Source organism: Streptomyces sp. NPDC096205, assembly GCF_044763135.1.
Lineage (GTDB): Bacteria > Actinomycetota > Actinomycetes > Streptomycetales > Streptomycetaceae > Streptomyces.
In genome coordinates this window covers 570,232-593,626 of sequence record NZ_JBIWFS010000005.1, presented here as the reverse complement: position 1 = coordinate 593,626, position 23,395 = coordinate 570,232, and the positions used below count along the sequence as shown (strand labels likewise).

The following is a 23,395-nucleotide window of genomic DNA, read 5'->3' as shown; positions in this document are numbered from 1 at the left end:
GCGATCACGGCCGCATCCGGATATGCGCCCGGCTGTCAGTGCTCAGGGGAACGGCTTGATGACCCCGGCGAACACGATCATCCGGTCGATCAGATGGCGGCGCAGGTGCACCACGTCCGTCCCCGCCGGACGCGGCCCCTCGTTCGGCGTGGTGAACACCCAGTCGTACCAGCAGCACCGCCGTGGTGAGGAGAACGCGTCGGCCCCGCGATGCCGCGCGCGTCTCTCCGGAGTACGGCGTCGCATCCGAAAGCCCCCATGGCCGACCGGAGTTGACGTCGATACGCTGGACCGGAGCCGACACGGGGAGGCGCGGGCGGATGTTCTCACGCGGCGCGGGGCGACGGCGCGAAGCGGACGAGCTGCGGGCGAGGTTCGAGGCGAACCGCGACAAGGTGCGGGCCTGGCCGGGGCGTTGGGAGATTCCCGAGGTCGAATGGTCTCCGGTGGAGGACACGCCAGCTTCCTGGATCGTCCTGCCCCGGCAGCAGCGGCAGTGGCTGCGGGACCACGCGCCCTACCTGGACAGGTACGAGTGGATCGTCGACGCCCGGCCCGTGGCGCAGGGCATCGGTGAGGTGTGGGGGCACTGGGAATTCTCCGAGGGGCATCAGTTCGAGCGGCTCACCCTCCACTTCCGCAGCGTCCTCGACCCGGAGTACCTCGCCGAGAAGCTGGCGCTGGGCATCGGCGCGGCCGAGCTGAAGGGCTGGCGGGACGAGGACCTCCAGGGCGTCTACGAATGGCTCGGCCAAGGCCTGACCGACGTGGCCGGCTCCGGCGGAATCCGGGGGCAGCACCGCGCCGGGTTCCTGCTGAACGCGATGACCTGCTTCGCGATCAGCCGCACCGAGGTTGTCACCGAGGTCCGCACCACGCTCACCGACACCTCCATGGACGGCAGCCCTCTGAAGGCGGACGGCAGCTTCTAGCTTCGCAGCGCGGGTCCGGTCAGGAATGGAGAAGCCCCGCGGGCGAGCCGCGTCTAGGGTGACGTCGTACGGACGCGCGACGGCACCGACGGCACATGGAGACAGGATGAGCAGGGCCACCAGGACGGACAGGCAGCCGGACGCGCCGGCGGCGCCGCACCTCGCCGACAGCCACGAGCTGATCCGGGTCATCGGGGCACGTGAGAACAACCTCAAGGACGTCAGCGTCGAGATCCCCAAGCGGCGGCTGACCGTGTTCACCGGCGTGTCCGGCTCGGGCAAGAGCTCGCTGGTGTTCGACACGATCGCGGCCGAGTCGCAGCGGCTGATCAACGAGACGTACAGCGCCTTCGTGCAGGGCTTCATGCCCTCGCTGTCGCGGCCGGAGGTCGACGTCCTCGACGGTCTGACCACCGCGATCATCGTCGACCAGAAGCGGATGGGCGCCGACCCCCGCTCCACCGTCGGCACCGCCACCGACGCCAACGCGATGCTGCGCATCCTCTTCAGCCGCCTCGGCGACCCGCACATCGGCCCGCCCAGCGCGTACGCCTTCAATGTGCCGTCGGTCCGCGGCAGCGGCGCGATCGCCGTCGGCGACAAGAAGGCCGTGAAGGCGACCTACAGCCGCACCGGCGGCATGTGCCCGCGCTGCGAGGGCCGCGGCACGGTCTCCGACATCGACCTCACCCAGCTGTACGACGACACCAAGTCGCTCAACGAGGGCGCCCTGACCATCCCCGGCTACACCATGGACGGCTGGTACGGCCGGATCTACCGGGGCTGCGGCTTCTTCGACCCGGACAAGCCGATCCGCAAGTACACCAAGAAGGAGCTGCACGACCTCCTCCACAAGGAGCCGACCAAGATCAAGGTCGAGGGCATCAACCTGACGTACGAAGGGCTGATCCCGAAGATCCAGAAGTCCATGCTGTCCAAGGACATCGACGCGCTCCAGCCGCATGTCCGTGCCTTCGTCGAGCGCGCGACGACCTTCCAGACCTGCCCCGAGTGCGACGGCACCCGCCTCGCCGAGGGCGCCCGGGTCTCGAAGATCAAGGGCGTCTCCATCGCCGACGCGTGCGCGATGCAGATCAGCGACCTCGCCGAGTGGGTCGCCGGAATCGAGGAGCCCTCCGTGGCTCCGCTGCTCCAGTCGCTGCGGCACACTCTGGAGTCCTTCACGGAGATCGGTCTCGGCTATCTCTCCCTGGACCGCCCGGCCGGCACGCTGTCCGGCGGCGAGGCGCAGCGCGTGAAGATGATCCGCCACCTCGGCTCCTCCCTCACCGACGTGACGTACGTCTTCGACGAGCCCACCACCGGCCTGCACCCGCACGACATCCAGCGGATGAACGACCTGCTGCTGCGTCTTCGCGACAAGGGCAACACCGTCCTCGTCGTCGAGCACAAGCCGCAGACGATCGCCATCGCCGACCACGTCGTCGACCTCGGCCCCGGCGCCGGCACGGGCGGCGGCACCGTCTGCTACGAGGGCACGGTCGAGGGTCTGCGGGCCGGCGACACGGTCACCGGACGCCACCTCGACGACCGGGCCGCGCTGAAGGAGTCGGTGCGCAAGCCGACCGGCAAGCTCCCGATCCGCGGGGCGAGCGCCCACAACCTCCAGGACGTCGACGTCGACATCCCCCTCGGTGTGCTGACGGTCGTCACCGGCGTGGCCGGCTCCGGCAAGAGCTCGCTGGTGCACGGCTCGATCCCCGCCGAGGAGGGCGTCGTCTCGGTCGACCAGGGCCCCATCCGAGGCTCCCGGCGCAGCAACCCTGCCACGTACACCGGGCTCCTGGAGCCGATCCGCAAGGCCTTCGCCAAGGCCAACGGCGTCAAGCCCGCCCTGTTCAGCGCCAACTCCGAGGGCGCCTGCCCCACCTGCAACGGCGCCGGGGTCATCTACACCGACCTGGCGATGATGGCCGACGTGTCCACGGTCTGCGAGGACTGCGAGGGCAAGCGCTACGACGCCTCCGTCCTGGAGTACCACCTCGGCGGCCGCGACATCAGCGAGGTGCTCGGGATGCCGGTGACCGAGGCGGAGGAGTTCTTCGCCGAGGGCGAGGCCCGGATCCCGGCCGCGCACAAGATCCTCCAGCGGCTCGCGGACGTCGGCCTCGGCTACCTCACCCTCGGCCAGCCGCTCACCACCCTCTCCGGCGGTGAGCGCCAGCGGCTCAAGCTCGCCACCCACATGGCCGACAAGGGCGGCGTGTACGTCCTCGACGAGCCGACCACCGGACTCCACCTGGCCGATGTCGCCCAACTCCTGGGCCTGCTCGACCGGTTGGTCGACTCCGGCAAGTCGGTCGTCGTCATCGAGCACCACCCGGCGGTCATGGCGCACGCCGACTGGATCATCGACCTCGGCCCCGGCGCCGGTCACGACGGCGGCCGCGTCGTCTTCGAGGGCACACCCGCCGACCTGGTCGCCGCGCGCTCCACCCTCACCGGCGAGCACCTCGCGGAGTACGTCGGCGCCTGAACGGACCTCGAGTGAAAGGCCCGTGCGGCACGGCGTCAGGTCCGTGCCGCACGGGCGGCTCAGCCCTCCCGCCGACCGGTCTCGGTGATGCGGGAGATCGCCTCCAGGGTCAGCTCACGCCCATGAGGCTCCTGCGCCAGGGCCCGATGGAGCGTCAGACCCTCGATCAGCGCGTCGAGTTGACGCGCGGTGTCCGGATCGAAGTGCTTCTCCAGATGGACCCGGCTGCGCCGCATCCACTCATGGGTCAGCTCCCGGTACTCCGGCCGGCGCGCGGCGAGCGTGTACAGCTCCTGGGTGAGCACGAGGTCGCGCCGGCTGCCCTCGGACAGCACGTGCACCAGATCCGCCACCGCCTCACGGGCCTCCTCGCGGCCGGCCGGCGCGGACAGACGGGCGTCGAAGACCGCGACGAAATGCTCGACGAACCGTCCGAACGCCTCCCGCAGCAGCTCGTCGATCCCGCTGAAGTGGTACGTCATCGACCCCAGCGGCACGCCCGCGCGCCCGGCGATCTTGCGGTGCGACACGCCCGCGACGCCCTCCTCGGCGATCAGGTCCAGGGTCGCGTCGAGGATGCGCTCGCGGCGCTGCGGGTCGGTGTGTCCGGTGGCCATGGCGTCAGAGCTCGCGCACCACGCGGGCGGGGTTGCCGACGGCCACGACGTTCGCGGGCACGTCCTTGGTGACGACCGAGCCCGCGCCGATCACCGAGTTGTCCCCGATACTCACGCCGGGCAGCACGATCGCACCGCCGCCGAGCCACACGTTGTCCCCGATGGTGATCGGCTGCGCCGCCTCCAGCTTGTCGCGCCGCGGCTGCGGCTCCAGCGGGTGGGTCGGGGTGAGCAGCTGGACGTTGGGCCCGATCTGGCAGTCCTCGCCGATCGTGACGGCCGCGACGTCCAGCGCGGTCAGGTTGTAGTTCACGAACGTCCGCGCACCGATGCGGATGTTGCTGCCGTAGTCGACGTACAACGGCGGCCGCACATGCGCCTCTTCACCCAGCGCCCCGAGCAGCTCAGCGAGCACCTCCCGCGCCGCCTCGGCGTCCTCCGCGTAGGCCGCCTGATACCGCGCGGCCAGCCGCACGGCCTCCTGCTGCCGCCGCGCGATCTCCGGGTCGTCCGCGATGTAGAGATCGCCCGCCAGCATGCGCTCGAGGTGCGTGCGCGGGTCGCCCGCGAAGTAGTCGGTCACCATGCGTACGATCGTACACTCCAAAGCGTACGAACGTACACTCGGGACGCCGCGTCCGGCCCGGGGCGAGGGCCGTTCGATCGCGGCTGCGGGCCGTCTGTGGTCGCTCGCGCAGTCCTCCGAGCCCCTGAAACCCCGCCGTGGTTGTCGGAGGGTGCCGCCTCGGCCCCGGCTCACGGCCGCCGACGGGCGAGGAACGTGGCGATCGTCGTCCTCCTGCCCTCCTCGGGCTCCTGCGTCAGCCGTGCCGTGAGGTCGAAGCCGGCCTCGTCGAGCAGGGCGGCGAGCCGGTCCGGGGGGAGCAGATGGGACTCGTAGGACACCGGGAGCCCGCCGTAGGCGTGCGTGGGGCGGCGTCGCTCGCCGTCGCCCGCGTGTCCGGCGAGCATCAGACGGCCGCCGGGCGTCAGGGTGCGCCGGAACTCGGCGAACACGCGCGGCAGGACCTCCGGCGGCGTGTGATGCGTGGAGTAGTACGCGAGGAGACCGCCGAGCGAGCTGTCCGCCAGGTCCAGCGCGGTCATGGACCCCACCTCGAACCGCAGTCCCGGATGGGCCGCCCGCGCCAGCTCGATCATCCTCGGCGACACGTCGACGCCGAACACGGTCAGGCCGAGCGCGGCCAGATGCGCCGTGACCTTTCCCGGCCCGCACCCCACATCCGCGACCGGCCCCCGCCCGTCGGCCCGTACGGACTCCGCGAAGGCGGCCAGCATCCCCCGCGACAACGGGTCCAGTTCGGCAGGGGACTTGACGAGTGCGGCGTAGGCGGCGGCGACGGTGTCGTACGACTCCCGGACCGCGGCCACGTACACGGGTTCGGTGCTCATCCCCTCAGCCTTCCAGGTCGTCGGCGGTGGTGGCCGCCTTCCGTACGACGAAAGGGCTCAAGGGCTCAACGGCCCGCTGCTCAGGCCTGGGTCCCGACGCCAACTGCCTGTCCTGACGGCCCCTCAGGGGGCGCGCGGACTTCTCGTTGTGCCTCCGTGGGCTCCCGCGATGCGCCGGTTCACCCCGTGGGGGGAGGGTGCGCACCGGTCGGGGTGGGCAGGCATGAGCGCCGTGGAGCAAATCGATTCTGCAGCGATTCGCAGAGCCTATGGAGCGATCCTGGACGGGCTGCCCGACCAGGCGGCGGCCGAGGCACTCGGCGGCCGGCTCGCCGGTGACGTCCGGGCTCTGCTCCCCACGGTCGCCGCGCAGGCGTCCCGCATGGAGGGGGAGTGGCGCAGTGCCGCGATACACGTCCTGGCCCACGCCGCCCACCTCGTCGGCCAGGCCCCGCACGGCACCCCGGCCCGTCCGGCGTACTCCCCGCAGGACATGGCGGAGGCCGCCCGGGCGCTGCTGACGCTGCTCGACGAAGGGGCGGGTGAACGGGGAAACGTTCAGTCATAGGAAGGCGTGAGAGACAGGGATGACGTCGTCAGGAGTCGGCCACCCGGACGGGCGGACCCCGCACGGGCACGCGCCTCGGGACACGGGCACACCGATCTACGAGGAGCTCGTGAAGCAGTGGCGCGCGGCGGGGCGTGAAGTGCCCGGGTGCCACAAGGAGTTGACGGGCCGAAGACCGACGGAACCCCAGGACTATTTCGGCCGCGGCTGAAGCGGCTCGGCCGGCCGGGCCCGCCCGGAACGTGGTTGTCCGCCCGCCCGCCACCGCACTACGGTGCCGCGCGTGGACCTCTTCTCTCCCGCCTGGACCGCCCTGCTCACGGCCGTCGCCGACACCCCGGACGAGGACTTCGAGCGGCCCTCCGGCTGCGCCGGGTGGCTCGTACGGGACCTGGTGTGCCACCTCGTCATCGACGCCCAGGACGTCCTGATCACCCTGGCCACGCCCGCCGACTCCGAGCCGACCGTGGACGCCGTCACCTACTGGGAGCTCGTCGAGCCGCCGACCGGCGAGGACCCGCTCGACGCGCTGATCCCCCGGCTGGCGGCCGCGTACGGCGAACCAGGACTGCTGAAGTTCCATCTCGACGACGTCGGCTCCGCCGCGGGCCGCGCCGCCACGCTCGCCGCCCCGGCGCTGCGGGTGAGCACCAAGGGCGAGGTGCTGACGGTCGGGGACTACCTCTCGGCGTATGTGCTGGAGTGGACCCTGCACCACCTGGACCTGATCGCGTATCGGCCGTCGGCCCCGGAACCGCCCGGCGAGACCCTCGCCGCGGCCCGTGCGGCCCTGGAGAAGATCGCCGGGGCCCCGTTCCCGGCCTCCTTCTCCGATACGGACGCCCTGCGCATCGGCACGGGGCGCCGGACGCCGACCGACGCGGAGCGGGCGGCACTGGGCGACCTCGGCGCGCGACTGCCGCTGGTGCTCGGCTGAACCGGCGTACCCCCGCACAGGGCGCGGACGGGGCCCGGACGGCAGTGCCCGGGCCCCTGTCCTGTCCTGAACGGCGGCGACTCCTACGGTTCGTAGGGGCCGTCAGACGGCTCGTAGGCTCGTACGGCTCGTACGGCTCGTACGGCCGCTCGTACGGCTCGCAGGGGTGCTCGTACGGCTCGCAGGGGTGCCGTCAGAGCGGCGTAGGGCCGCCCGTCTCGCCCGGCCGGATGCGTCCGCGCCAGGCCCCGCTCTCGCCGCCGCGCTCCTCGATGAACTCCTTGAACCGCTTCATGTCCCCCTTCACGCGCCGGTCGATCGTGCCGAGCACATCGCCGACCTTCTCGGCGGCCCCGCTGGGCTCCACGTCCATCACCAGCTCCACCCGGGTGTGCGTGTCGTCCACGCGCTCGAAGCGGACGGAGCCCTTCTGGCTGGTGTCGCCCGAGGTGGTGCGCCAGGTGATGCGCTCGTCGGGCAGCTGGTCGACGATCTCGGTGTCGAACTCGCGCTTGACCCCGGCGATCTTGGTGGTCCAGTGATTGTGGCGGTCGTCCAGCTGAGTGACCTGTTCGACGCCCTCCATGAAGTTCGGGAAGTCCTCGAACTGCGTCCACTGGTTGTACGCGGTGTGCAGCGGAACGCCGACCTCCACCGTCTCCTTGACCGTGCTCATCGTGTCTACCTCCGTGTACGTGCCTTGTTCGGCGGCGGCCCGTCGGCCACCGCGCAGGTCAGGGCTCGTCGCGCCGGGTACCCGTGATGAGCGGGTATCCACATGGGGTCACACATCGGATGCGGTGATGCCGCGCATCGGTGCGACGGGGACGAGCGTCGGATGCGGGTCGCGCCGACGGGACGTGGGTTCGAGGGTTCGTCGGACAGTGTGATCAAGTGATGCTCGGCGCCACCTGGCGTGCCGGCCGGGCGTTGGGGATGCCGTGGCACACCCACAGCCCCTGCGGGGACGCTTCCGCGGGGGCTGCGGGCGCGGCCGCACCCGATCGGTGACCTGCGCAGGGTCCCGACGACCCGCGCAGGTCACACAGGAAGCCCCGATGTACCGCAACCCAGCCCACGAGCGGGGCGGCAGCGCCGCGACCACCGCCCGTACGACCCTGATACGCGCCCTGGACGACCGCGCCGGCACCGTGCCCCCCGGGCCCGCCGCGCTCACCCCCGAGGCCGCCTTCGACGCGCTGTACGTCTACGCCGCCCCCGGCCTGATACACCAGGCGCACCTGCTGACCGGCTGCCGCCGCCGCGCCTTCGAGTCCGCCGAGTACGCCTTCCGCAAGGCCTGGGAACGCTGGCCCGAGGTCGCCCGCGACCCCGACCCGGTGGGCTGGGTGCGGATGCAGACCCACGAGTACGCCCTGTCGCCCTGGCACCGCTTCCGGCGGCTCGTCACCCGTCCGGGCCCGCCGCCCGCCGATCCGCTCCTGCGCGCGCTGCTGGACCTTCCCCCGCGTCACCGCCGTACCGCCGTGCTCTGCGACGGACTCGGGCTCGGCGTGTCGGAGGCCGCCGCCGAGACGGAGGCCAGCAGCCATGCCGTACGCGGCAGACTGCGGCACGCGCGTGCCGTCCTCGGCGCGACCCCGGAGGCGGCACGGCAGGCGCTGCGCACCCGCGTCGAGGAGGCGTCGGCCGCGACTCTCGCCCAGCCGTGGTCCGTTCGCGCCGGCAGCGAGCGACACGTACGGGTCCTCACCCGTACGGTGTTCGCGGTGACGGCGGCCCTGATCGCGCTCATCGCCCTGGTGATCCACGGTGGTTGAGGCAGTTTCTCTGTGGACGCCCCGTCACGGCCGGTCCTCCTGTGCAAGGATGATCGAAGCCTTAGCCTGAGGGAGACGCAGCGTGAGCGGTGCTGGTGAGGGAGTCGACTACGACGGCCTGCGGGTCGACCGATCGGGTCAGGCGGAGGCCTTCGACGCCATCGGCGACCGCTACGACGAGGCCTTCCCGCACAAGGAAGGGCAGGTCCAGGCCGCCGACTGGCTGCTGAAGAGCCTCTCGCCCGGCGCGCGGGTGCTCGACCTCGGCTGCGGCACCGGACTGCCGACCGCGCGGCAGCTCGCCGACGGCGGGTGCGCGGTCGTGGGCGTCGACCTGTCCGACGGCATGGTGGAACTGGCCCGGCGCAATGTGCCCGAGGCGGAGTTCCACCGGGCGGACATCGCGGACCTGCGCCCCGACGGTCCCCTCGACCTGGGCCGATTCGACGCGGTCGCGGCCTTCTTCTCGCTGCTGATGCTGCCGCGCGCCGAGATCCCCCTCGCTCTGAAGACGATCCACGGGCTGCTCGAACCGGGTGGTCTGCTCGTCCTGTCGATGGTCGAGGCCGACGTCGACGACTTCGCGATCCCCTTCCTCGGCAGCACCATCCGCGTCACGGGCTATCTCCGCGACACCCTCCGCGAGGTCGTCGAGGCGGCGGGCTTCTCCATCGACGGGGAGTCCTCCTACACGTACGCGCCGGAGAGCTCGGACGTCCCGCCGGAGGAGCAGATCTTCCTGCGCTGTACGAAACTCGACTAGGGCCTGCCCTCCGGATCAGGCGGGCTGTAGGAGACAGTGCGATTCGGGCCGGTCGAGCGGGGCCTGGGGTCCGCCCAGGCCAGGCCTGAGAGGGCCGTCGAGCAGAGCGGGGTGCGGGAGCCAGACCCATGTCAGCAGAAGCGGCCGGAGGCGAGCAGGGCGCCGGCCTCAGCCCTGTGCGCGTCGTGATACGTGAGTGCCCTCGAGTGTGCGGGCCGGTGCGCCGAGCAAGTGGCGCACGGACCCGAGGGGCACTGCGCGCCGTGGTGACCCCGTGATCGGGGCACGGGGCGGCTCCGAGCGCGGCCGGGGCCGCCGGGTGCGCGGCGCCCGGTTCGCACGCGGCGATGCCCGGGCCCTGCGTGATGCCCGTGCCCTACGCGGTGGCGGTGCCACGCGCGACACAGGAGCCCTGCGGGACCTCCGCGCCCTGCGTGACGCCGGGACGGACCGGCTGCGGTACCTCGACAGCGCCACCCGGCGCATCGCGCGCGGCATGAACCTGGACGAGACGCTGGCCGAGCTGTGCCGGGCGGCGGTGCCGCTCTTCGCCGACCTGGCGGTCGTCCATCTGTACGATCCGCTGCCGGTCGGCGACGGAAGCTCCGCCGACCCCGTCCTGCTCAGGCTGCACAGCGTCCACCGGGAGCCGGTCCCGGCCCCTCAGGCCTCCCTTCAAGCCGTCAAGGGAGCCCCGGCGAAGCTGCTGCGCTCCGGGCGGCCCCTGTTCGCCACCACCGGGGAGGCCGCAGCCGCTGCGGCGGAGCTGCTCGCGTCGGCCGGACTGCCCGGGGAGGTGCCGCCCGGACGGCGCGTGATCATCGCCCCGCTGCGCGGCCGCCACCACGTCCTGGGCTCCATCACCCTCGTGCGCGACCGCGGCCGCCGCGCCTTCACCGGCGACGACCTGCTCGTCGCCTCCCAGCTCGCCACGCACGCCGCGCTCGGCGTCGACAAGGCGCTCACCCACGGCCACGAGTCGTCCGTGGCCGACACCCTGCAACGCACCATGCTGCCGCCGTCCCTGCCCGCCCTCGCCGGTGTCCGGCTGGCCAGCCGCTATCTGCCCGCCTCCCGCACCGCCGAAGTGGGCGGCGACTGGTACGACGCGATCCCGCTGCCCGGCAACCGGGTCGCCCTCGTCATCGGCGACGTGATGGGCCACTCCCTCACCTCGGCCGCGATCATGGGCCAGCTCCGCACCGTCGTACAGACCCTGGCCGGCCTGGACCTCCCGCCCCACGAGGTCCTGCACCACCTCGACGAACAGGCCGGCCGGCTCGGCAGCCAGCACCTCGCCACCTGCCTGTACGCCGTGTACGACCCGGTCTCCCGACGCCTGCTGATGGCCAACGCCGGCCACCCGCCCCCGTTCCTGCTGCGCCCCGACGGCTCGGCGGAGGCCCTCACCCTGCCCTCCGGAGTGCCCATCGGCGTCGGCGGCGGCGTCTTCGAGACCACCGAGATGCCCGCGCCCACCGGCGCCACCCTGCTGCTCTACACCGACGGCCTGGTCGAGTCCCGCGGCTCCGACATCCAGACCGGCATGACCCGGCTGCGCCACCGGCTGCGGGCCCTCGGCTCGGCGGGCCTGCCTGCGCTGGAGCCGCTGTGCGAGGTGGCGCTCGGCACCCTGGACGAGGTCGAGCGCGAGGACGACGTCGCACTGCTCGCCGCCCGCTTCGAGGGCCTCCTGCCGGAGACCGCCGCCAACTGGTACCTGACCCCGCATCCGCGCACCGCGGGCCAGGCCCGCCGGTTGGTCCGCCGCACCCTGCGCCGCTGGGGCCTGGCCGAGCTCGCCGACACCACCGAGCTCCTGGTCAGCGAGGTGGTCGCGAACGCCGTACGCGTCACCACCCGGCCCCTCACCCTGCGCATGCTGCGCACCGACGTCCTGCGCGTCGAGGTCCGCGACGACTCCGTCCAACTCCCGCGCCTCGGCCACGCCCAGCTCGACGACGAAGGCGGCCGGGGACTGTTCCTCGTCGACCAGCTGGCACAGAGCTGGGGGGCCACCCGGGTGAGCGGCGGCAAGATCGTCTGGTTCGAGCAGCGGCTGCCCTGAGTTCGAGCGGCGGCTGGCCTGAGTCTGAGTCGGGGCGTACGGCGGGTATGGCGTTTCTCTGGGGCCGCCGGGGGGTGCCGGAACCCCCGGACCGTCGCCGGGGACAGCCGCCCCGGTGGACATTGCCTGGCCCAGCGCCCGGGCCACCACCGCCCGCCGCTCCAGCCGACCGCCGAGGCGTGGGCACTCCTCGTACCGCTCGTCGCCCAGCGCCTCCCGGGTCCGGCCGCGCACAGCATTGCCGGTGCTCACGGCGTTGTCAGTGGGGCCTGTCATGATTTCCGGCAGGAGCAACAGCACGGGAGCAGGCCATGGTTGAGCAGGCGGTACGACCGGTCGTCGAGGCGATCCTCGCCCAGGCGCCGCAAGGTTGGACGGACGCGGTCATGTACGCGCGGGCGGGCGGTGGCGGCACCTCGGTGACCGGCGGCTACAGCCCGCGCAGCGGCCCCTGGGGCCCGAGTGTGCCCAATCCGTACCAGGAACTGATGGCCCTGGCCGAGACGCTGCGGAAGGACCGCGGCTGGGAGCCGGTCAGCCTGGAGATACGGTGCGAGCCGTCCGGGGCGTACCGCCTCACCGCCTTCCGGGACGCGGTCGCCCGGGTGAGCGGCGGTATGAGCGGCTGGGAGGCCGTCCTGGACGCCGACTACCGATTGCCGCAGCCCGGCCTGCGCCAGGAGGCCGGCACCGCCCCGCCCGCGGGGGACCCGGAGCTGGCCGTGTCCCGCTTCCACACGTACGTGTCGCGGCGGGCCGCGCTCCTCGGGCGCCGGCTCGAACTGCCCCCGCCCGCCACCGCCGCCGAGCTCGACGAGGCCGAACGGCGCCTGGGCCGCCGTCTGCCCGCCGACCTGCGCGCCCTGTACCTGATCGCGGACGGCGACGGCATCGGCTACGAGCACCACTACCTGTTCAGCAACTGCGCCTGGCTGTCGCTGAAGAGCCTGGTCGCGGAGCACACCGAGTGGCAGGCGGGGGAGCGGCCCTGGTACGGCTGGGACCTGGAGTGGGAGGCCGTCGTCTTCGACACCACGCCGGCAGAGACCGTACGCCGCTGCGGCGGGCACCCCGGCTGGCTGCGGTTCGCCACCAGCGAGGACGGCAACTTCCTCGCCGTCGACACGGCACCGGCCCGCCTGGGACACCCCGGCCAGATCATCCGCACCGGCCGCGACTACGACGACGGCCCCGCCTACGTCGCCGACTCGGTGACCTCCCTCCTCGGCCACCAACTGGACCTGCTGGAACGGGGCGCCTACGAGATACACGGCGACCACCTGTCCCTCCACCCCCGCGACAGCGACTCCGGCCCACGGCAGATCATCGGCGCCGTCCCGGACGAGGTTCCGCCCACGCTCCAGGCCATCCACATCAACAACGCCCCCGGCCCGGTGGACCTCGCCCCGCTCGCCGCCGCCCCGCATCTGCGCCGACTGCACCTCAACCGTTCCACCACCACCGACCTGACACCGGTGCGGGACCTGCCGGTCGAGTCCCTGCGCGTCACCCTCGCCCACGGCGACCTCACCGCGCTCGCCGACCACCCGCACCTCGCCGCCCTCGACCTGACCACCGGCGCCCCGGCGGATCTGAGACCCCTGCGGACGATTCCGCACCTGCGGGGCCTCGATGTCTCGGAGGCCGACGTGCTGGACCCGACCGTCGTGGCCGACCTGGCGGAGCTGCGTTACCTCGCCCTGACCGGCCGCCAGTGGACCGCTGTCCTCGACGAGGGCAAGGCGCCTGCCACGCTCGCCGCCGCGCACCTCACCGACACGGAGGCGACGTTCGACGACGCCCTCGCCTGGGCGGCCCGGCTCGGCATGGACACCGAGGACGCCTTGCGGATGACGGGCACGGTCGCGGGGGTGGGCGGCTGAGGGTGCTCAACTCCCTTGTCACGGGGGCCGATAGGCTGGCCGGTCATGGACCCGGCAACCCTGCTTCAGCACCTGCGTGACGAGTTGGCCGCCTTCCGCGTCTGCCTCGACGGCGATCTGTCCCTGGGCGTCGAGCACTGCGGCTCCTGGACGCTGCGGGATCTGGCGGAACACCTCGGCACCTCCAACCTGTGGGCCGCGGCCGCGGTGACCGAGCGACGCTGTGACGACGAACCCCCCTCGGCTGCCCGGGCGCCCGAGGAACTGCTGCCATGGTTCGACGAGACGGCACGGACCCTGCTCAAGGCCCTGGACACGGACCCGGCGACACCCGCCTGGACGTTCCACCCGCCCCACACGGTGGGCTTCTGGCAGCGCCGCCGCTGCGTGGAGGCGCTCGTGCACCGCTGGGACGCCGAGCGGGCGCTGGGCACCCCGCACCCGCTCGACCCCCACCTCGCGGGGGAGGGCGTGGCCGAGGTCTTCGACACCATGGCACCGCGCCAGGTCGCCCGGGGCCGAACGCACCCGCCCGCGCAGGCCCTTCGCCTCCTGGCCACCGACACCGGAGCCGGCTGGACCTACGGCCCGGGCGACCCCGTGGCGACACTCGCCGCGCCCGCGGAACACCTGCTGCTCCTGCTGTGGGGCCGTGCACCGCACACCGGTGAGGCCGTGACCTGGACGGGCGACCAGGAGGCCGGACTGGCCCTACTGCGGGGCCCGTTGACGCCCTGATCCGGCGCCGCAGCGGGTCCGCCAGGAGGTTGCCTCCTGCCGCTACGGCTGGGTGCCCCGCGGGCCGTAGTGTGCCAGGAACATGTCGACCCCGCCGGTGACCAGACGCTCCGTCAGGCCGTCGTCGATCCGGGTGCCGTACGAGCTGAAGACCATGTGGGGGAAGACCAGCAGCCCGTAGAACTGCAGGACGGCGACCTCGAGGTCGGGGATGTCCAGGCGGCCCTGTTCGGCGAGGCCGCGCAGGGCGTTCGCCACGGCCGGGTGGTGGCTCTCCGTGCCGTGGTGGCGCCAGGCCTCGCCCAGCTCGGGGAAGCGGTGGAGCTCGGCGGCGACGAGGTTGCGCAGGGCGGTGACCTCGTCGTTGGTGCGGACGGCGTGCACCCAGGCGCGGGCCGCGTCGACGAGGGCCGTGCGCAGGTCCTCGGCCTCGGCCAGGCCCTCCAGCGCGGCCGCGGACTCGCCGGCGAGCGGTTCGTCGAGCGCGTGGGTGATGACGGCCGTGAACAGGGCTTCCTTGCTGCCGAAGTGGTTGTAGACGGTCACCTTGGACACGCCCGCCTCGGCGGCGATGGCGTCCATGCCCACGCCGAAGCCCTCCCGCAGGAACAGCTCGCGCGCGGCCCGCACGATGGCCTGCCGCTTGAGCTCCGCCCGGGGTCCGCTCGGCCGCTGCTTGCCGCTGTCCGTGCTCATGGGAGCCGACCCTAGCACCCTCTGAACTGCACGGTTTAGTTCAAGTGGGCCGACAGGCGTGTCCGGCAAGGGTGTTCGGATATCGGTACCCCATGTCCGCCCACGAAGATCATCAAGTGCAGAATGGCCCGTATGCCGATGACGAACACGCCGAAACCGGCCACGCTCGACGACACCCCGCTGATCAGCGGCACCCTTGCCCGCGCCTTCGACGACGACCCGATGATGCGCTGGTTCTTCCCCGACGACGCCTCGCGCGAGGCGTCGCTGGTCCGCTACTTCACCACCCTCTTCACGGGGCAGTACGTCCACCACGGCGTGTGCGAACGCACCGACGCGGCCGCCGCGTTCTGGGTCGCCGCGGGTGCGCAGGCCGTGCCCGAGCCGGACACCATCCAGCAGCTCCAGGACATACTCGGCGACCGCGCCCCGCTGTTCCGGGACGCCGTCGAGACGGCCGCCCGGCACACCCCGCGCGAACCCCACTGGTCCCTCGCCCTGATCGGCGCCGACCCCGCCGCACGCGGCCAGGGCCACGGCGCCGCCCTCCTCCGTTCGGGCCTCGCCCAGGCCGACGCCGCCGGCCTCCCCGTCTACCTGGAGTCCTCCAAGTCCTCCAACATCCCCTTCTACGAACACTTCGGCTTCACCGTCCGCGAGGAACTGCCCCTCCCCGGCGACGGCCCGACCCTGTGGGGCATGTGGCGCGAACCGCGCGCCTAACGAGGGCTAGCCCTTGGTCCCACCGCCGCCACCCCGGCGTACGGCGTCCAGCACCAGCCCCAGCAGCCGTTCCGGCAGCCCCGGTTCGTCGTCGCGGGTCGTGGTGAGGGCGATTCCGGCGACGAGTCGGACCAGGTCGCCGACGTCGAGGTCGGCCCGTGCCGTGCCCTCGTGCTGGGCGCGGGACAGGACGGCGGCGGCGCTGTCCAGGACGAGGCGGTGGCAGTCGATGCCGAGGTCGGCCGTCTCGTCGAGCAGCGCCGCGACGCCCGTGCCCTGATGGAGCCGGGCGTGGGCGAGCAGGGCCGTGAGCCAGACGGCGAGGGCGTCGTCGGGGGAGTGGGAGGTGGGCAGTTCCTCCGCCAACGCCTGCAGCGCGAGGACGCGGTCCCGGACGAGGGCGACCACCAGGGCCTGGCGGTTGGGGAAGTGCCGGTAGAGGGTGCCGGGGCCGACGCCGGCCCGGCGGGCGATCGCGTTGAGCGACGCCTCGGGGCCGCTCTCGGCGAACACCTCGCGGGCCACGCCGAGGATGCGCTCGCGGTTGACCCGCGCGTCCGCGCGCGAGACGGGCGGCTGTGCGGCCGGGCCGGGTGTCGTCATGATGCCGCCTTTCACGCTGGCGATCCGGAGAACTTCTCCGTATGGTAGCCCGCACAGCCAAGCGGAGAGGTTCTCCGTTTGGTGGAGGAGGAGCGCACATGCACGACGACGCACACGCCGCCCTCGGGCCGGCAGGCATCTGGACGTTCGCCTTCGATGCGCACCCGGCTGGCCTGGTCCGTGAAGCCGCCGCGGAAATAGAGGAGTTGGGCTATGGGGCGATCTGGGTCGGTGAGGCGTTCGGCCGGGAGAGCTTCGGCCAGGCGTGGCTGTTGCTGTCGGCGACCCGCCGGCTGACGGTCGCCTCCGGCATCGCCAACATCGCCTTCCGCGACCCGATCGCGGCGGCGACGGCCACCCGCACCCTGGGCGACGCGTTCCCGGGCCGCTATGTGCTCGGGCTCGGCGGGCACCGGGTCGACGACACCGTCCACCACCTCGACGGCTACCCGATGCCGGCGCGCGGCCGGGCGGTGCACACCATGCGCGCCTACCTCGACTCGATGGACGCGGTCCCCGAGCACGGCCCACGCCCCGACCCGGCACCGCGGCGCGTGCTCGCGGCCCTGGGCCCCAAGATGCTCGGCCTGGCGGCGGAACGCACCTGGGGCGCGCACTCGTACTTCGTGCCGGTCGAGCACACCGCGCAGGCCCGCCGCATCATGGGCCCCGAGGCGTTCCTCGGCGTGGAACTCGCCGTCGTGCTCGACACCGACGCGGCGCGGGCCCGTGAGCTGGCCACCGCCCACGTGGCGATGTACGTCGAGAGCGCCCCCCACCAGCTCGCCAACGTGCGCAGACTGGGCTTCGGCGACGAGGACGTCATCGGCGGGCCGAGCGAGCGGCTGGTCGACGCGATCGTCGCCCACGGCGACATCGACGCGATCCGGCGTCGGGTGGAGGAACACCTCCAGGCGGGCGCCGACCACGTCGCCGTACAGGTCCTCACCGCGTCCCCCACCGAACTGCCCCTGCTGCAGTGGCGTGAACTGGCCCCAGCCCTTACGCCGTTGGGCATCGGCCGACAGGGGTGAAAGGCCGAGGCCCTGCCAAGTCGCCGAGCCTGAAGCCGTCGACAATGGACGACCATGCTCTACGAGGCGACAGACCCGGCCCGCCTCGCCCGCACGATTCCCCCCAGCGACCCGCCACCCTGCTCCCCGACGCCGGCGGCAGTCTGCTGTGGACCCACACCGACGTCGTCGCGCACGCCCTGCTCGGCATCGGTGCGCCAGGGATGTCACAGCCCGGCGGGCTGTCTCGTCGTAGGGAGTGAAGACACTTTCGATCAAGGAGCAGATGATGAACCTCGCCCTGTGGATCGCTGCCGGACTGCTGGCCGCGGTGGCCCTGTTCGGCGGCATGGTCAAGACGTTCGTGCCGAAGGAGAAGCTGGCGGCGGCCCACGGCGGCGGGTGGACCGACGGGAAGAGCGAGGGCTTCATCAAGGGGCTCGGCATACTCGAGGTCCTGGCCGCCGTGGGCCTGATCCTGCCCGCCGTGCTCGACATCGCGCCCGTCATGGTGCCGGTGACCGCCGTGTGCTGGGTCCTGCTGATGGTGGGCGCGATGGCCACCCACGGCCGCCGCGGCGAGAACGCGCTCGTCGCCGTGAACTTCGTCTACCTCGCCATCGCGGTGTTCATCGCCTGGGGCCGCTTCGGCCCCGAGACCTTCACCGGCTGACGTGCCGGTCCCACACTTGGCACGGTTGACATCGACCGCCCGCCGGCGCGACCTCGCCACGGCATCCTCGGGCGCAGACAGGCAAGGACGAAAGGGGATGCCGTGCGGTAGCTGACCGAGGAGTTCGGGGAGTCCCACGAGGGGTACGCCGGGGCGGTCCTCGCCGACGGCAGCGAGCCCGGGCCCGTGTACCTGGACCTGGGCAGCGGCGGCGAAATCCACGAGACCCGCGAGTGGTGGGCGTACGACGGGTTCATGAACCGCCCCACGGCAGCGGCGTACCGCGCGGCCTGCGCCTGCGGCTGGCGCGGCCCCGGCCACCCGGTCCCCTCGGCGGAGCCCGCCGGCCGGCCGAGCGACCTGGACGTCTCCGCCGCCCACGCCGACTGGTGCGAGCACCTGCGCGACGTGCAACGGCGGACGGTGCCCCTCCCCGCGGACGTCACCGAGCTGCTCGACCGGCTGGAGACCCGGCTCTGCTCGCTCGCCGAGGAGGCGCCCCTGGCGGCGCTGCGGGCGGTCGCCCGGCTGGAGCGCCTGACCCGGGACGCCGGCCGGGACGCCGCGTACGTCATCGACGACGAGGCCCTGTCCCCGGAGACGGTCGGCGAGGCCCTGGGCATCGACGCGGCCAAGGCCCACTCCCGCGTCCTGCGCCACCTCCGGTTCGACTGACGGAGCGTCAAGAGCCGGGGGCGTAGCCGCTGATGACGTAGTGCGACTCGTCGTCCAGCGCGTTCGTGTCCCAGTCGAGGACGATCCGCTCCGGGTGTCCGTCGGGGGCGTAGGAGGCCTCGGCCTTGTCCGCGTCCTCGCTGCGGGCCTGTTCCAGTTCCCCGAGCAGGGCGCCGATGGTGGGCACCTGGTCGGGGAAAGCCTTCACGACGCGCCGGCCGCTCTCGTCGAGGCCGCGGGCCCGCGTCACCTCGTGGTCCCGCACGGTGATCCGGAAGGTCCCGATCAGGGCCCGTTCCCCCTCGGTCGACTCCAGTGTGTAGACGTACGAGGCCGGCTCCTTCCACGTCGTACGGCTCTGCGCCGCGACGGCCTCGGAGCCCGTGGGGGAGGCGGCCTCCGTCTCGGTGCCGCAGGCGGCCGTCGCGCCCAGCATCCCGGCGATCAGCGCGACGGCGGCCACGGCACGGCCACGGGTACGGCGTACGGCGGTCACGGTGGTGGTCATGGAGGTGCTCATGGTGATGGTCCCTTCGATCACGACTGCACCTGTGACGCCGACCGCCCCCGGAACGTTCGACCCGTCCGCCCTTGGAACGTTCGACCCGTCAGCGGCTCGTGAGCACCACCAACTGCTGCGTCGCCCGAGTCATCGCCACATACCGGTCGACCGCCCCCTCCACGCCCGCGCCGAACTCCTCCGGGTCGACGAGCACGACCAGGTCGAACTCCAGCCCCTTCGACAACTGCGGGGTGAGCGACCGGACTCGGGCGGTCTCCTGGAACGTGGGATCGCCGATGACACAGGCGACGCCGTCGGCGTGCTCGGCGAGCCAGGCGTCGAGGATCTCGTCCCGCCGGGTGACGGAGCCGTGCACGACGGGAACGCCGCTGCTGCGGATGGACGTCGGCACATTGGCGTCCGGGAGCACGGCCCGGATGACCGGCTCGGCCTCGGTCATCACCTCCTCCGGCGTGCGGTAGTTGATGCTCAGCGACGCCACCTCGACACGGTCGAGCCCGATCCGTTCCAGGCGTTCCCGCCACGACTCGGCGAACCCGTGCCGCGCCTGGGCGCGGTCCCCGACGATCGTGAAGCTCCGCGATGGGCAGCGCTGCAGCAGCATCTGCCATTCGGCATCGGTGAGTTCCTGCGCCTCGTCCACCACGATGTGCGCGAAGGGACCGGCGAGCCGGTCCGCCTCGGCGGCGGGCAGGGCGCTGCCGTCGACGAGCGCGTCCTGCAGGTCGCGCCCGCTGAGCATCGTCACCGCGCTCTCGCCGTCGTCCTGTGCGGCCAGCACGTTGTCGATGACACGGCCCATCCGCTCGCGCTCGGCGGCGACGGCGGCGTCGTGCCGCCGCTTGCGCCGCGCCGCCGCCGGGTCCCCGAGCCGCTGCCGCGCCGCGTCCAGAAGCGGCAGGTCGGACTCGGTCCAGGCCTGCGGGGCCGCCTTGCGCTGGAGCGTACGTACCTCCTCGGGGGTGAGCCAGGGAGCGCACAGCCTCAGATACGCCGGTACCGACCACAGGTCCGCGACCAGGTCGGCCGCGTCGATCAGCGGCCACGCCCGCTCCAGGGCGCCGACCAGCTCCTTGTCGTGCAGCAGCGCCCTGCGGAACAGCTCCTCCGGGACCTCGCCGACGGCCTTGTCCAGCAGGATCGTCACCAGCTCCTCCCAGACCACGTCCCGCCCCTCGTTGTGCGGCGTGCCGGGCCCGGGCGCGCGGAAGGCGTCCGCCCAGTCGTCGGCGCTCAGCCACACCTCGGCCCACGGCGTCGTGACCCGCAGGCCCTCGGTGGGCGGCTCCTCGTAGAACCGCACGCCCGTCTCGATCGCCCGCACCATCCGCGCGGACGCCTTCAGCCGGGCCACCTCCGGGTCGGACTCGGGCGGCGCGCCCTCCCCCTCCACGACGAGGTCGCGCACGGTGCAGGTGCGCACGCCCTCCTCGCCGAGGCTGGGCAGCACGTCGGAGACGTAGTCCAGGTACGGCTGGTGCGGGCCGACGAACAGCACACCGCCGCGGCGATGCCTCAGGCGCGGGTCGGCGTACAGCAGGTAGGCGGTGCGGTGCAGGGCGACGACGGTCTTGCCGGTGCCGGGGCCGCCGTCCACGACGAGCGCGCCGCGCGATCCGGCACGGACGATGGCGTCCTGGTCGGCCTGGATGGTGGCGAGCACGTCCCGCATCCGGGCGGAGCGGCTGCTGCCGAGGCCCGCGATGAACGCCGACTGGTCGTCGAGCGCGGCGTGCCCCTCCAGGCCGTCGGCGGTGAACACCTCGTCCCAGTAGTCGCTGATCCGGCCGTCGCTCCAGCGGTATCTGCGGCGGCTGGCCAGCCCCATCGGGTGGGCGTGGGTCGCCGCGAAGAACGGCTCGGCCGCGGGGGAGCGCCAGTCGACGAGCAGCCGGCGCCCCGAGCTGTCGGTGAGGCCGAGCCGGCCGATGTACAGGGGCTCGGCGTCGTCCGCACCGACCACGCGCCCGAGGCACAGGTCGAGACCGAAGCGGCGCAGGGCGCGCAGCCGGCCGGTCAGCCGGTGCACCTCCGCGTCCCGGTCCATCGCCGCGCGGCCGACCCCGCCGGGCGCCTTCAGTGCGGCGTCGAGGCTGTCGGACACCTCGGCGATGGCCAGCTCGAGGCTCTCCGCGACGGCGGCGAAGTGCTTCTCGTCCTCGGCGATCAGCGCCGGGTCGGCCTTGGCGGACAGTCGGTCGGACAGGTCGAACGGGCTGGTGGGCAGGGAACGGGCAGGCACTTCAGCGATCACCATTTCCGCAGGTTGTGGCCGTGAGCCTGTGATTCTGCGGGATACCCGGGGCCTTGCCGCAAGTCCCCCTGTGCGCTATAAGTTGAGAGTGGCAAGGAACGGGTTCACCGTCCTTGCCTTTCTTGTGCCCGGAGTACGGCGTGGCAGGGGGCCTCCCGCCGCGTGGCCAGGCGCGGGGCGTCAGCGTACGGCGGCCGTCACCAGGCGGCGCACCTCCTGGGCGCTCACCGTGCCGCCGTTGACGAGACGGTCGAAGACGAGGCCGTCCACGCAGGTCAGCAGGGTGACGGTGCGTTCCGCCGCGTCGGGCAGGCCCTGCGCGGCGAGGAAGTCCTGGACCGCCTGCCGTGCCGTGTTCGCGCGGGGCACGAGGATCTCGCGCAGTTCGGGGTGGTGCACGCTCTCGAGGGCGCACGCGTAGCGGGCGAGCGAGCGCCGCCGGCCGTCCCCCGTGAGCCGTCGCTCGACGAAGGCGACGAGGCCGGCCGCCAGTTCCTCGGCGTCGCGCGGCACCGGCGTCCGGCCGCCGATCTCCTCCAGCTCCGCCTGGTCCAGGGCGACCAGCCGCCGCACCAGCGCGGTCAGGAGTGCCGTGCGGGTGCGCAGATAGGCGGAGGTGGTACCGGGCGGCAGGCCCGCGGCCCGGTCCACGGCACGGTGGGTGAGTCCGCGCATGCCGGACTCGGTGAGCACGGTGATGGCGGCGTCGGCGAGGAGGGTGCGTCGATCGGTGGGCACCCCCTATTTCTACACCTGTAGAGGCCAGGAGTACGCTTCCCGCGGCATCTGTTCTTCTACATCTGTAGAAGCCGTGAGTGCGGTCGGGACGAGGAAGGACCGGGTATGGGCAGCAGCGCGGTAGTGGTCGGCGGGGGCATCGGCGGGCTGGCCGTGGCGATCGGCCTGCGGCGGATCGGCTGGGAGGTCACGGTCGTCGAACGCGCCCTGGTCCTGGAGGACGCGGGCGCCGGAATCTCCCTGCACGCCAACGGACTTCGCGCCCTCGATGTCCTCGGCGCCGGCGAGCCGGTCCGTGCGGCGGCCCGCCCGCAGTACACCGGCGGCACCCGCACCCCCGATGGCCGCTGGCTGGCCCGCATGGACGGAGCCGCACTGGAACGCACCCTGGGCACGCCGATCGTCGGCATCCCCCGAGCCGTCCTGCACCGCCTGCTGCGCGAGGCCCTGCCGCCCGAGTGCCTCACGGTGGGCCGGGAGGTGCGCTCGGTGGAGGACTCCGGGGACGGCCGCCTTCGCATCCACTGCGAACAGTCCATCCTGGAAGCGGACTTGGTGGTGGCCGCCGACGGCGTACGCAGCCGGCTGCGCACCCGCCTCTTCCCCGAGCACCCCGGCCCCCGCTACAGCGGCTCCACGGTCCTGCGCGCGATCACCGAAGACCCCGTGGACCTGCGCACCGACTTCGAACTCACCTGGGGCAAAGGCGCGGAGTTCGGCCACATCGCCTTCACCGACGGCAGGGCCGAATGGCACGCGGTCGTCAACTCACCGGCGGGCGTGCGCCACTCGGACCCCCTGACCGAGCTCCGCCGCCGCTTCGGCCACTGGCACGCCCCGATCCCCGCCCTCCTGGACGCGAGCCGCCCCGAGGCCGTCCTCCACCACGACATCCACGAACTGACCGACCCCCTGCCCGGCTTCACCGTCGGCCGCATCGCCCTCCTCGGCGACGCCGCCCATGCCATGACCCCCAACCTCGGCCAGGGCGCCTGCCAGGCCCTGGAGGACGCGGCGTCCCTGACCGCCGCCCTGGCCACCGAGCCCACCCTCGCCGCGGCCCTGACCCGCTACGACGCCGAACGCCGCCCCCGCACCCAGGCCATCACCCGCGCCGCCCGCCAGGCCGGCCGCCTCGGCCAGCAACTCACCCACCCCCTCGCCGTCGCCGCCCGCAACGCCGCCCTCCGCCTGGCCCCCTCGGGCGTCGCCCTGCGAGCCATCCTCCGCCACGCCGACTGGACACCACCGAGCCTGGTCTGAGACCGGTCACGCCGACGTGCCCCGCAGGGCCGGGCCC

23 protein-coding genes and 1 pseudogene are annotated in these 23,395 nt (G+C 72.8%); 14 read left to right on the top strand and 10 right to left on the bottom strand.

Annotated features, from left to right (window positions below; all coding sequences use genetic code 11):
• Window positions 1-42: 42 nt before the first annotated feature.
• Window positions 43-168: pseudogene (locus tag ACIQ6Y_RS21980) on the bottom strand (nuclear transport factor 2 family protein); the annotation flags it as partial.
• 152 nt (window positions 169-320) lie between these two features.
• Between ACIQ6Y_RS21980 and ACIQ6Y_RS21975 the strand changes: the two are divergent.
• Complete coding sequence (locus tag ACIQ6Y_RS21975; RefSeq protein ID WP_404041463.1) at window positions 321-932, top strand: hypothetical protein; 612 nt, start codon at window positions 321-323, stop codon at window positions 930-932.
• A gap of 106 nt (window positions 933-1,038) precedes the next feature.
• Entirely contained in the window at window positions 1,039-3,429 is a 2,391-nt protein-coding gene (locus ACIQ6Y_RS21970; RefSeq protein WP_404041461.1) for an ATP-binding cassette domain-containing protein, read from the top strand.
• 59 nt (window positions 3,430-3,488) lie between these two features.
• Here ACIQ6Y_RS21970 and ACIQ6Y_RS21965 read toward each other — a convergent pair whose 3' ends face one another.
• The 3 genes from ACIQ6Y_RS21965 to ACIQ6Y_RS21955 all read right to left on the bottom strand — a co-directional run bounded on the left by ACIQ6Y_RS21965 (window position 3,489) and on the right by ACIQ6Y_RS21955 (window position 5,459).
• Window positions 3,489-4,046 (bottom strand): TetR/AcrR family transcriptional regulator, encoded by a 558-nt coding sequence (locus ACIQ6Y_RS21965; protein ID WP_404041459.1) that lies wholly within the window; start codon window positions 4,044-4,046, stop codon window positions 3,489-3,491.
• A 4-nt stretch (window positions 4,047-4,050) separates the two neighbouring features.
• The gene (locus tag ACIQ6Y_RS21960) at window positions 4,051-4,632 is read right to left on the bottom strand and encodes a sugar O-acetyltransferase (RefSeq protein ID WP_404041457.1); all 582 of its coding nucleotides are present in this window, start codon (window positions 4,630-4,632) and stop codon (window positions 4,051-4,053) included.
• 170 nt (window positions 4,633-4,802) lie between these two features.
• Window positions 4,803-5,459, bottom strand: coding sequence for a class I SAM-dependent methyltransferase (locus ACIQ6Y_RS21955; protein WP_404041455.1), 657 nt, complete (start codon window positions 5,457-5,459; stop codon window positions 4,803-4,805).
• 223 nt (window positions 5,460-5,682) lie between these two features.
• Here ACIQ6Y_RS21955 and ACIQ6Y_RS21950 point away from each other — a divergent pair, with 223 nt between their 5' ends.
• Together ACIQ6Y_RS21950 and ACIQ6Y_RS21945 are read left to right on the top strand one after the other, a co-directional pair.
• Entirely contained in the window at window positions 5,683-6,027 is a 345-nt protein-coding gene (locus ACIQ6Y_RS21950; RefSeq protein WP_404041453.1) for a DUF6415 family natural product biosynthesis protein, read from the top strand.
• A gap of 283 nt (window positions 6,028-6,310) precedes the next feature.
• Entirely contained in the window at window positions 6,311-6,964 is a 654-nt protein-coding gene (locus ACIQ6Y_RS21945) for a maleylpyruvate isomerase N-terminal domain-containing protein (RefSeq protein ID WP_404041451.1), read from the top strand.
• A 193-nt stretch (window positions 6,965-7,157) separates the two neighbouring features.
• Here ACIQ6Y_RS21945 and ACIQ6Y_RS21940 read toward each other — a convergent pair whose 3' ends face one another.
• A complete protein-coding gene (locus ACIQ6Y_RS21940; RefSeq protein ID WP_404041449.1) occupies window positions 7,158-7,640 on the bottom strand; it encodes an SRPBCC family protein in 483 nt (160 codons plus the stop codon).
• 382 nt (window positions 7,641-8,022) lie between these two features.
• Here ACIQ6Y_RS21940 and ACIQ6Y_RS21935 point away from each other — a divergent pair, with 382 nt between their 5' ends.
• The 5 genes from ACIQ6Y_RS21935 (at window position 8,023) to ACIQ6Y_RS21915 (ending at window position 14,197) form a co-directional block, all read left to right on the top strand.
• Window positions 8,023-8,745, top strand: coding sequence for a hypothetical protein (locus tag ACIQ6Y_RS21935; protein WP_404041447.1), 723 nt, complete (start codon window positions 8,023-8,025; stop codon window positions 8,743-8,745).
• 82 nt (window positions 8,746-8,827) lie between these two features.
• A complete protein-coding gene (locus ACIQ6Y_RS21930) occupies window positions 8,828-9,508 on the top strand; it encodes a class I SAM-dependent DNA methyltransferase (RefSeq protein WP_404041446.1) in 681 nt (226 codons plus the stop codon).
• Between the two features lie 496 nt (window positions 9,509-10,004).
• The gene (locus ACIQ6Y_RS21925) at window positions 10,005-11,576 is read left to right on the top strand and encodes a SpoIIE family protein phosphatase (protein ID WP_404041556.1); all 1,572 of its coding nucleotides are present in this window, start codon (window positions 10,005-10,007) and stop codon (window positions 11,574-11,576) included.
• A 311-nt stretch (window positions 11,577-11,887) separates the two neighbouring features.
• Complete coding sequence (locus tag ACIQ6Y_RS21920; RefSeq protein ID WP_404041445.1) at window positions 11,888-13,459, top strand: SMI1/KNR4 family protein; 1,572 nt, start codon at window positions 11,888-11,890, stop codon at window positions 13,457-13,459.
• Between the two features lie 45 nt (window positions 13,460-13,504).
• Window positions 13,505-14,197: a maleylpyruvate isomerase family mycothiol-dependent enzyme gene (locus tag ACIQ6Y_RS21915; RefSeq protein ID WP_404041443.1), complete on the top strand. Its 693-nt coding sequence runs from the start codon at window positions 13,505-13,507 to the stop codon at window positions 14,195-14,197.
• Between the two features lie 42 nt (window positions 14,198-14,239).
• Here the strand turns inward: ACIQ6Y_RS21915 and ACIQ6Y_RS21910 are convergent, their stop codons facing one another.
• Entirely contained in the window at window positions 14,240-14,893 is a 654-nt protein-coding gene (locus tag ACIQ6Y_RS21910; RefSeq protein ID WP_404041441.1) for a TetR/AcrR family transcriptional regulator, read from the bottom strand.
• Window positions 14,894-15,025: 132 nt separating this feature from the next.
• On the opposite strand from ACIQ6Y_RS21910, the gene ACIQ6Y_RS21905 reads away from it, so the two are divergent.
• Complete coding sequence (locus ACIQ6Y_RS21905) at window positions 15,026-15,616, top strand: GNAT family N-acetyltransferase (RefSeq protein ID WP_404041440.1); 591 nt, start codon at window positions 15,026-15,028, stop codon at window positions 15,614-15,616.
• A 6-nt stretch (window positions 15,617-15,622) separates the two neighbouring features.
• Here the strand turns inward: ACIQ6Y_RS21905 and ACIQ6Y_RS21900 are convergent, their stop codons facing one another.
• The gene (locus ACIQ6Y_RS21900; RefSeq protein ID WP_404041438.1) at window positions 15,623-16,219 is read right to left on the bottom strand and encodes a TetR/AcrR family transcriptional regulator; all 597 of its coding nucleotides are present in this window, start codon (window positions 16,217-16,219) and stop codon (window positions 15,623-15,625) included.
• Window positions 16,220-16,317: 98 nt separating this feature from the next.
• On the opposite strand from ACIQ6Y_RS21900, the gene ACIQ6Y_RS21895 reads away from it, so the two are divergent.
• The 3 genes from ACIQ6Y_RS21895 (at window position 16,318) to ACIQ6Y_RS21885 (ending at window position 18,580) form a co-directional block, all read left to right on the top strand.
• A complete protein-coding gene (locus ACIQ6Y_RS21895) occupies window positions 16,318-17,253 on the top strand; it encodes a TIGR03620 family F420-dependent LLM class oxidoreductase (RefSeq protein WP_404041437.1) in 936 nt (311 codons plus the stop codon).
• 268 nt (window positions 17,254-17,521) lie between these two features.
• The gene (locus tag ACIQ6Y_RS21890; protein ID WP_404041554.1) at window positions 17,522-17,905 is read left to right on the top strand and encodes a DoxX family protein; all 384 of its coding nucleotides are present in this window, start codon (window positions 17,522-17,524) and stop codon (window positions 17,903-17,905) included.
• Between the two features lie 186 nt (window positions 17,906-18,091).
• Complete coding sequence (locus ACIQ6Y_RS21885; protein ID WP_404041435.1) at window positions 18,092-18,580, top strand: hypothetical protein; 489 nt, start codon at window positions 18,092-18,094, stop codon at window positions 18,578-18,580.
• A gap of 7 nt (window positions 18,581-18,587) precedes the next feature.
• Here the strand turns inward: ACIQ6Y_RS21885 and ACIQ6Y_RS21880 are convergent, their stop codons facing one another.
• From ACIQ6Y_RS21880 to ACIQ6Y_RS21870, 3 genes are all read right to left on the bottom strand, one after another.
• Entirely contained in the window at window positions 18,588-19,121 is a 534-nt protein-coding gene (locus ACIQ6Y_RS21880) for a DUF6174 domain-containing protein (protein WP_404041433.1), read from the bottom strand.
• Window positions 19,122-19,188: 67 nt separating this feature from the next.
• Window positions 19,189-21,360: an RNA polymerase recycling motor ATPase HelR gene (helR, locus tag ACIQ6Y_RS21875; RefSeq protein WP_404041431.1), complete on the bottom strand. Its 2,172-nt coding sequence runs from the start codon at window positions 21,358-21,360 to the stop codon at window positions 19,189-19,191.
• 177 nt (window positions 21,361-21,537) lie between these two features.
• Window positions 21,538-22,095, bottom strand: coding sequence for a TetR/AcrR family transcriptional regulator (locus ACIQ6Y_RS21870; protein WP_404041429.1), 558 nt, complete (start codon window positions 22,093-22,095; stop codon window positions 21,538-21,540).
• Window positions 22,096-22,200: 105 nt separating this feature from the next.
• On the opposite strand from ACIQ6Y_RS21870, the gene ACIQ6Y_RS21865 reads away from it, so the two are divergent.
• Window positions 22,201-23,358 carry an FAD-dependent monooxygenase gene (locus ACIQ6Y_RS21865; RefSeq protein WP_404041428.1) on the top strand — a complete coding sequence of 386 codons (1,158 nt, stop codon included), beginning with the start codon at window positions 22,201-22,203 and terminating at the stop codon, window positions 23,356-23,358.
• Window positions 23,359-23,395: the final 37 nt, after the last annotated feature.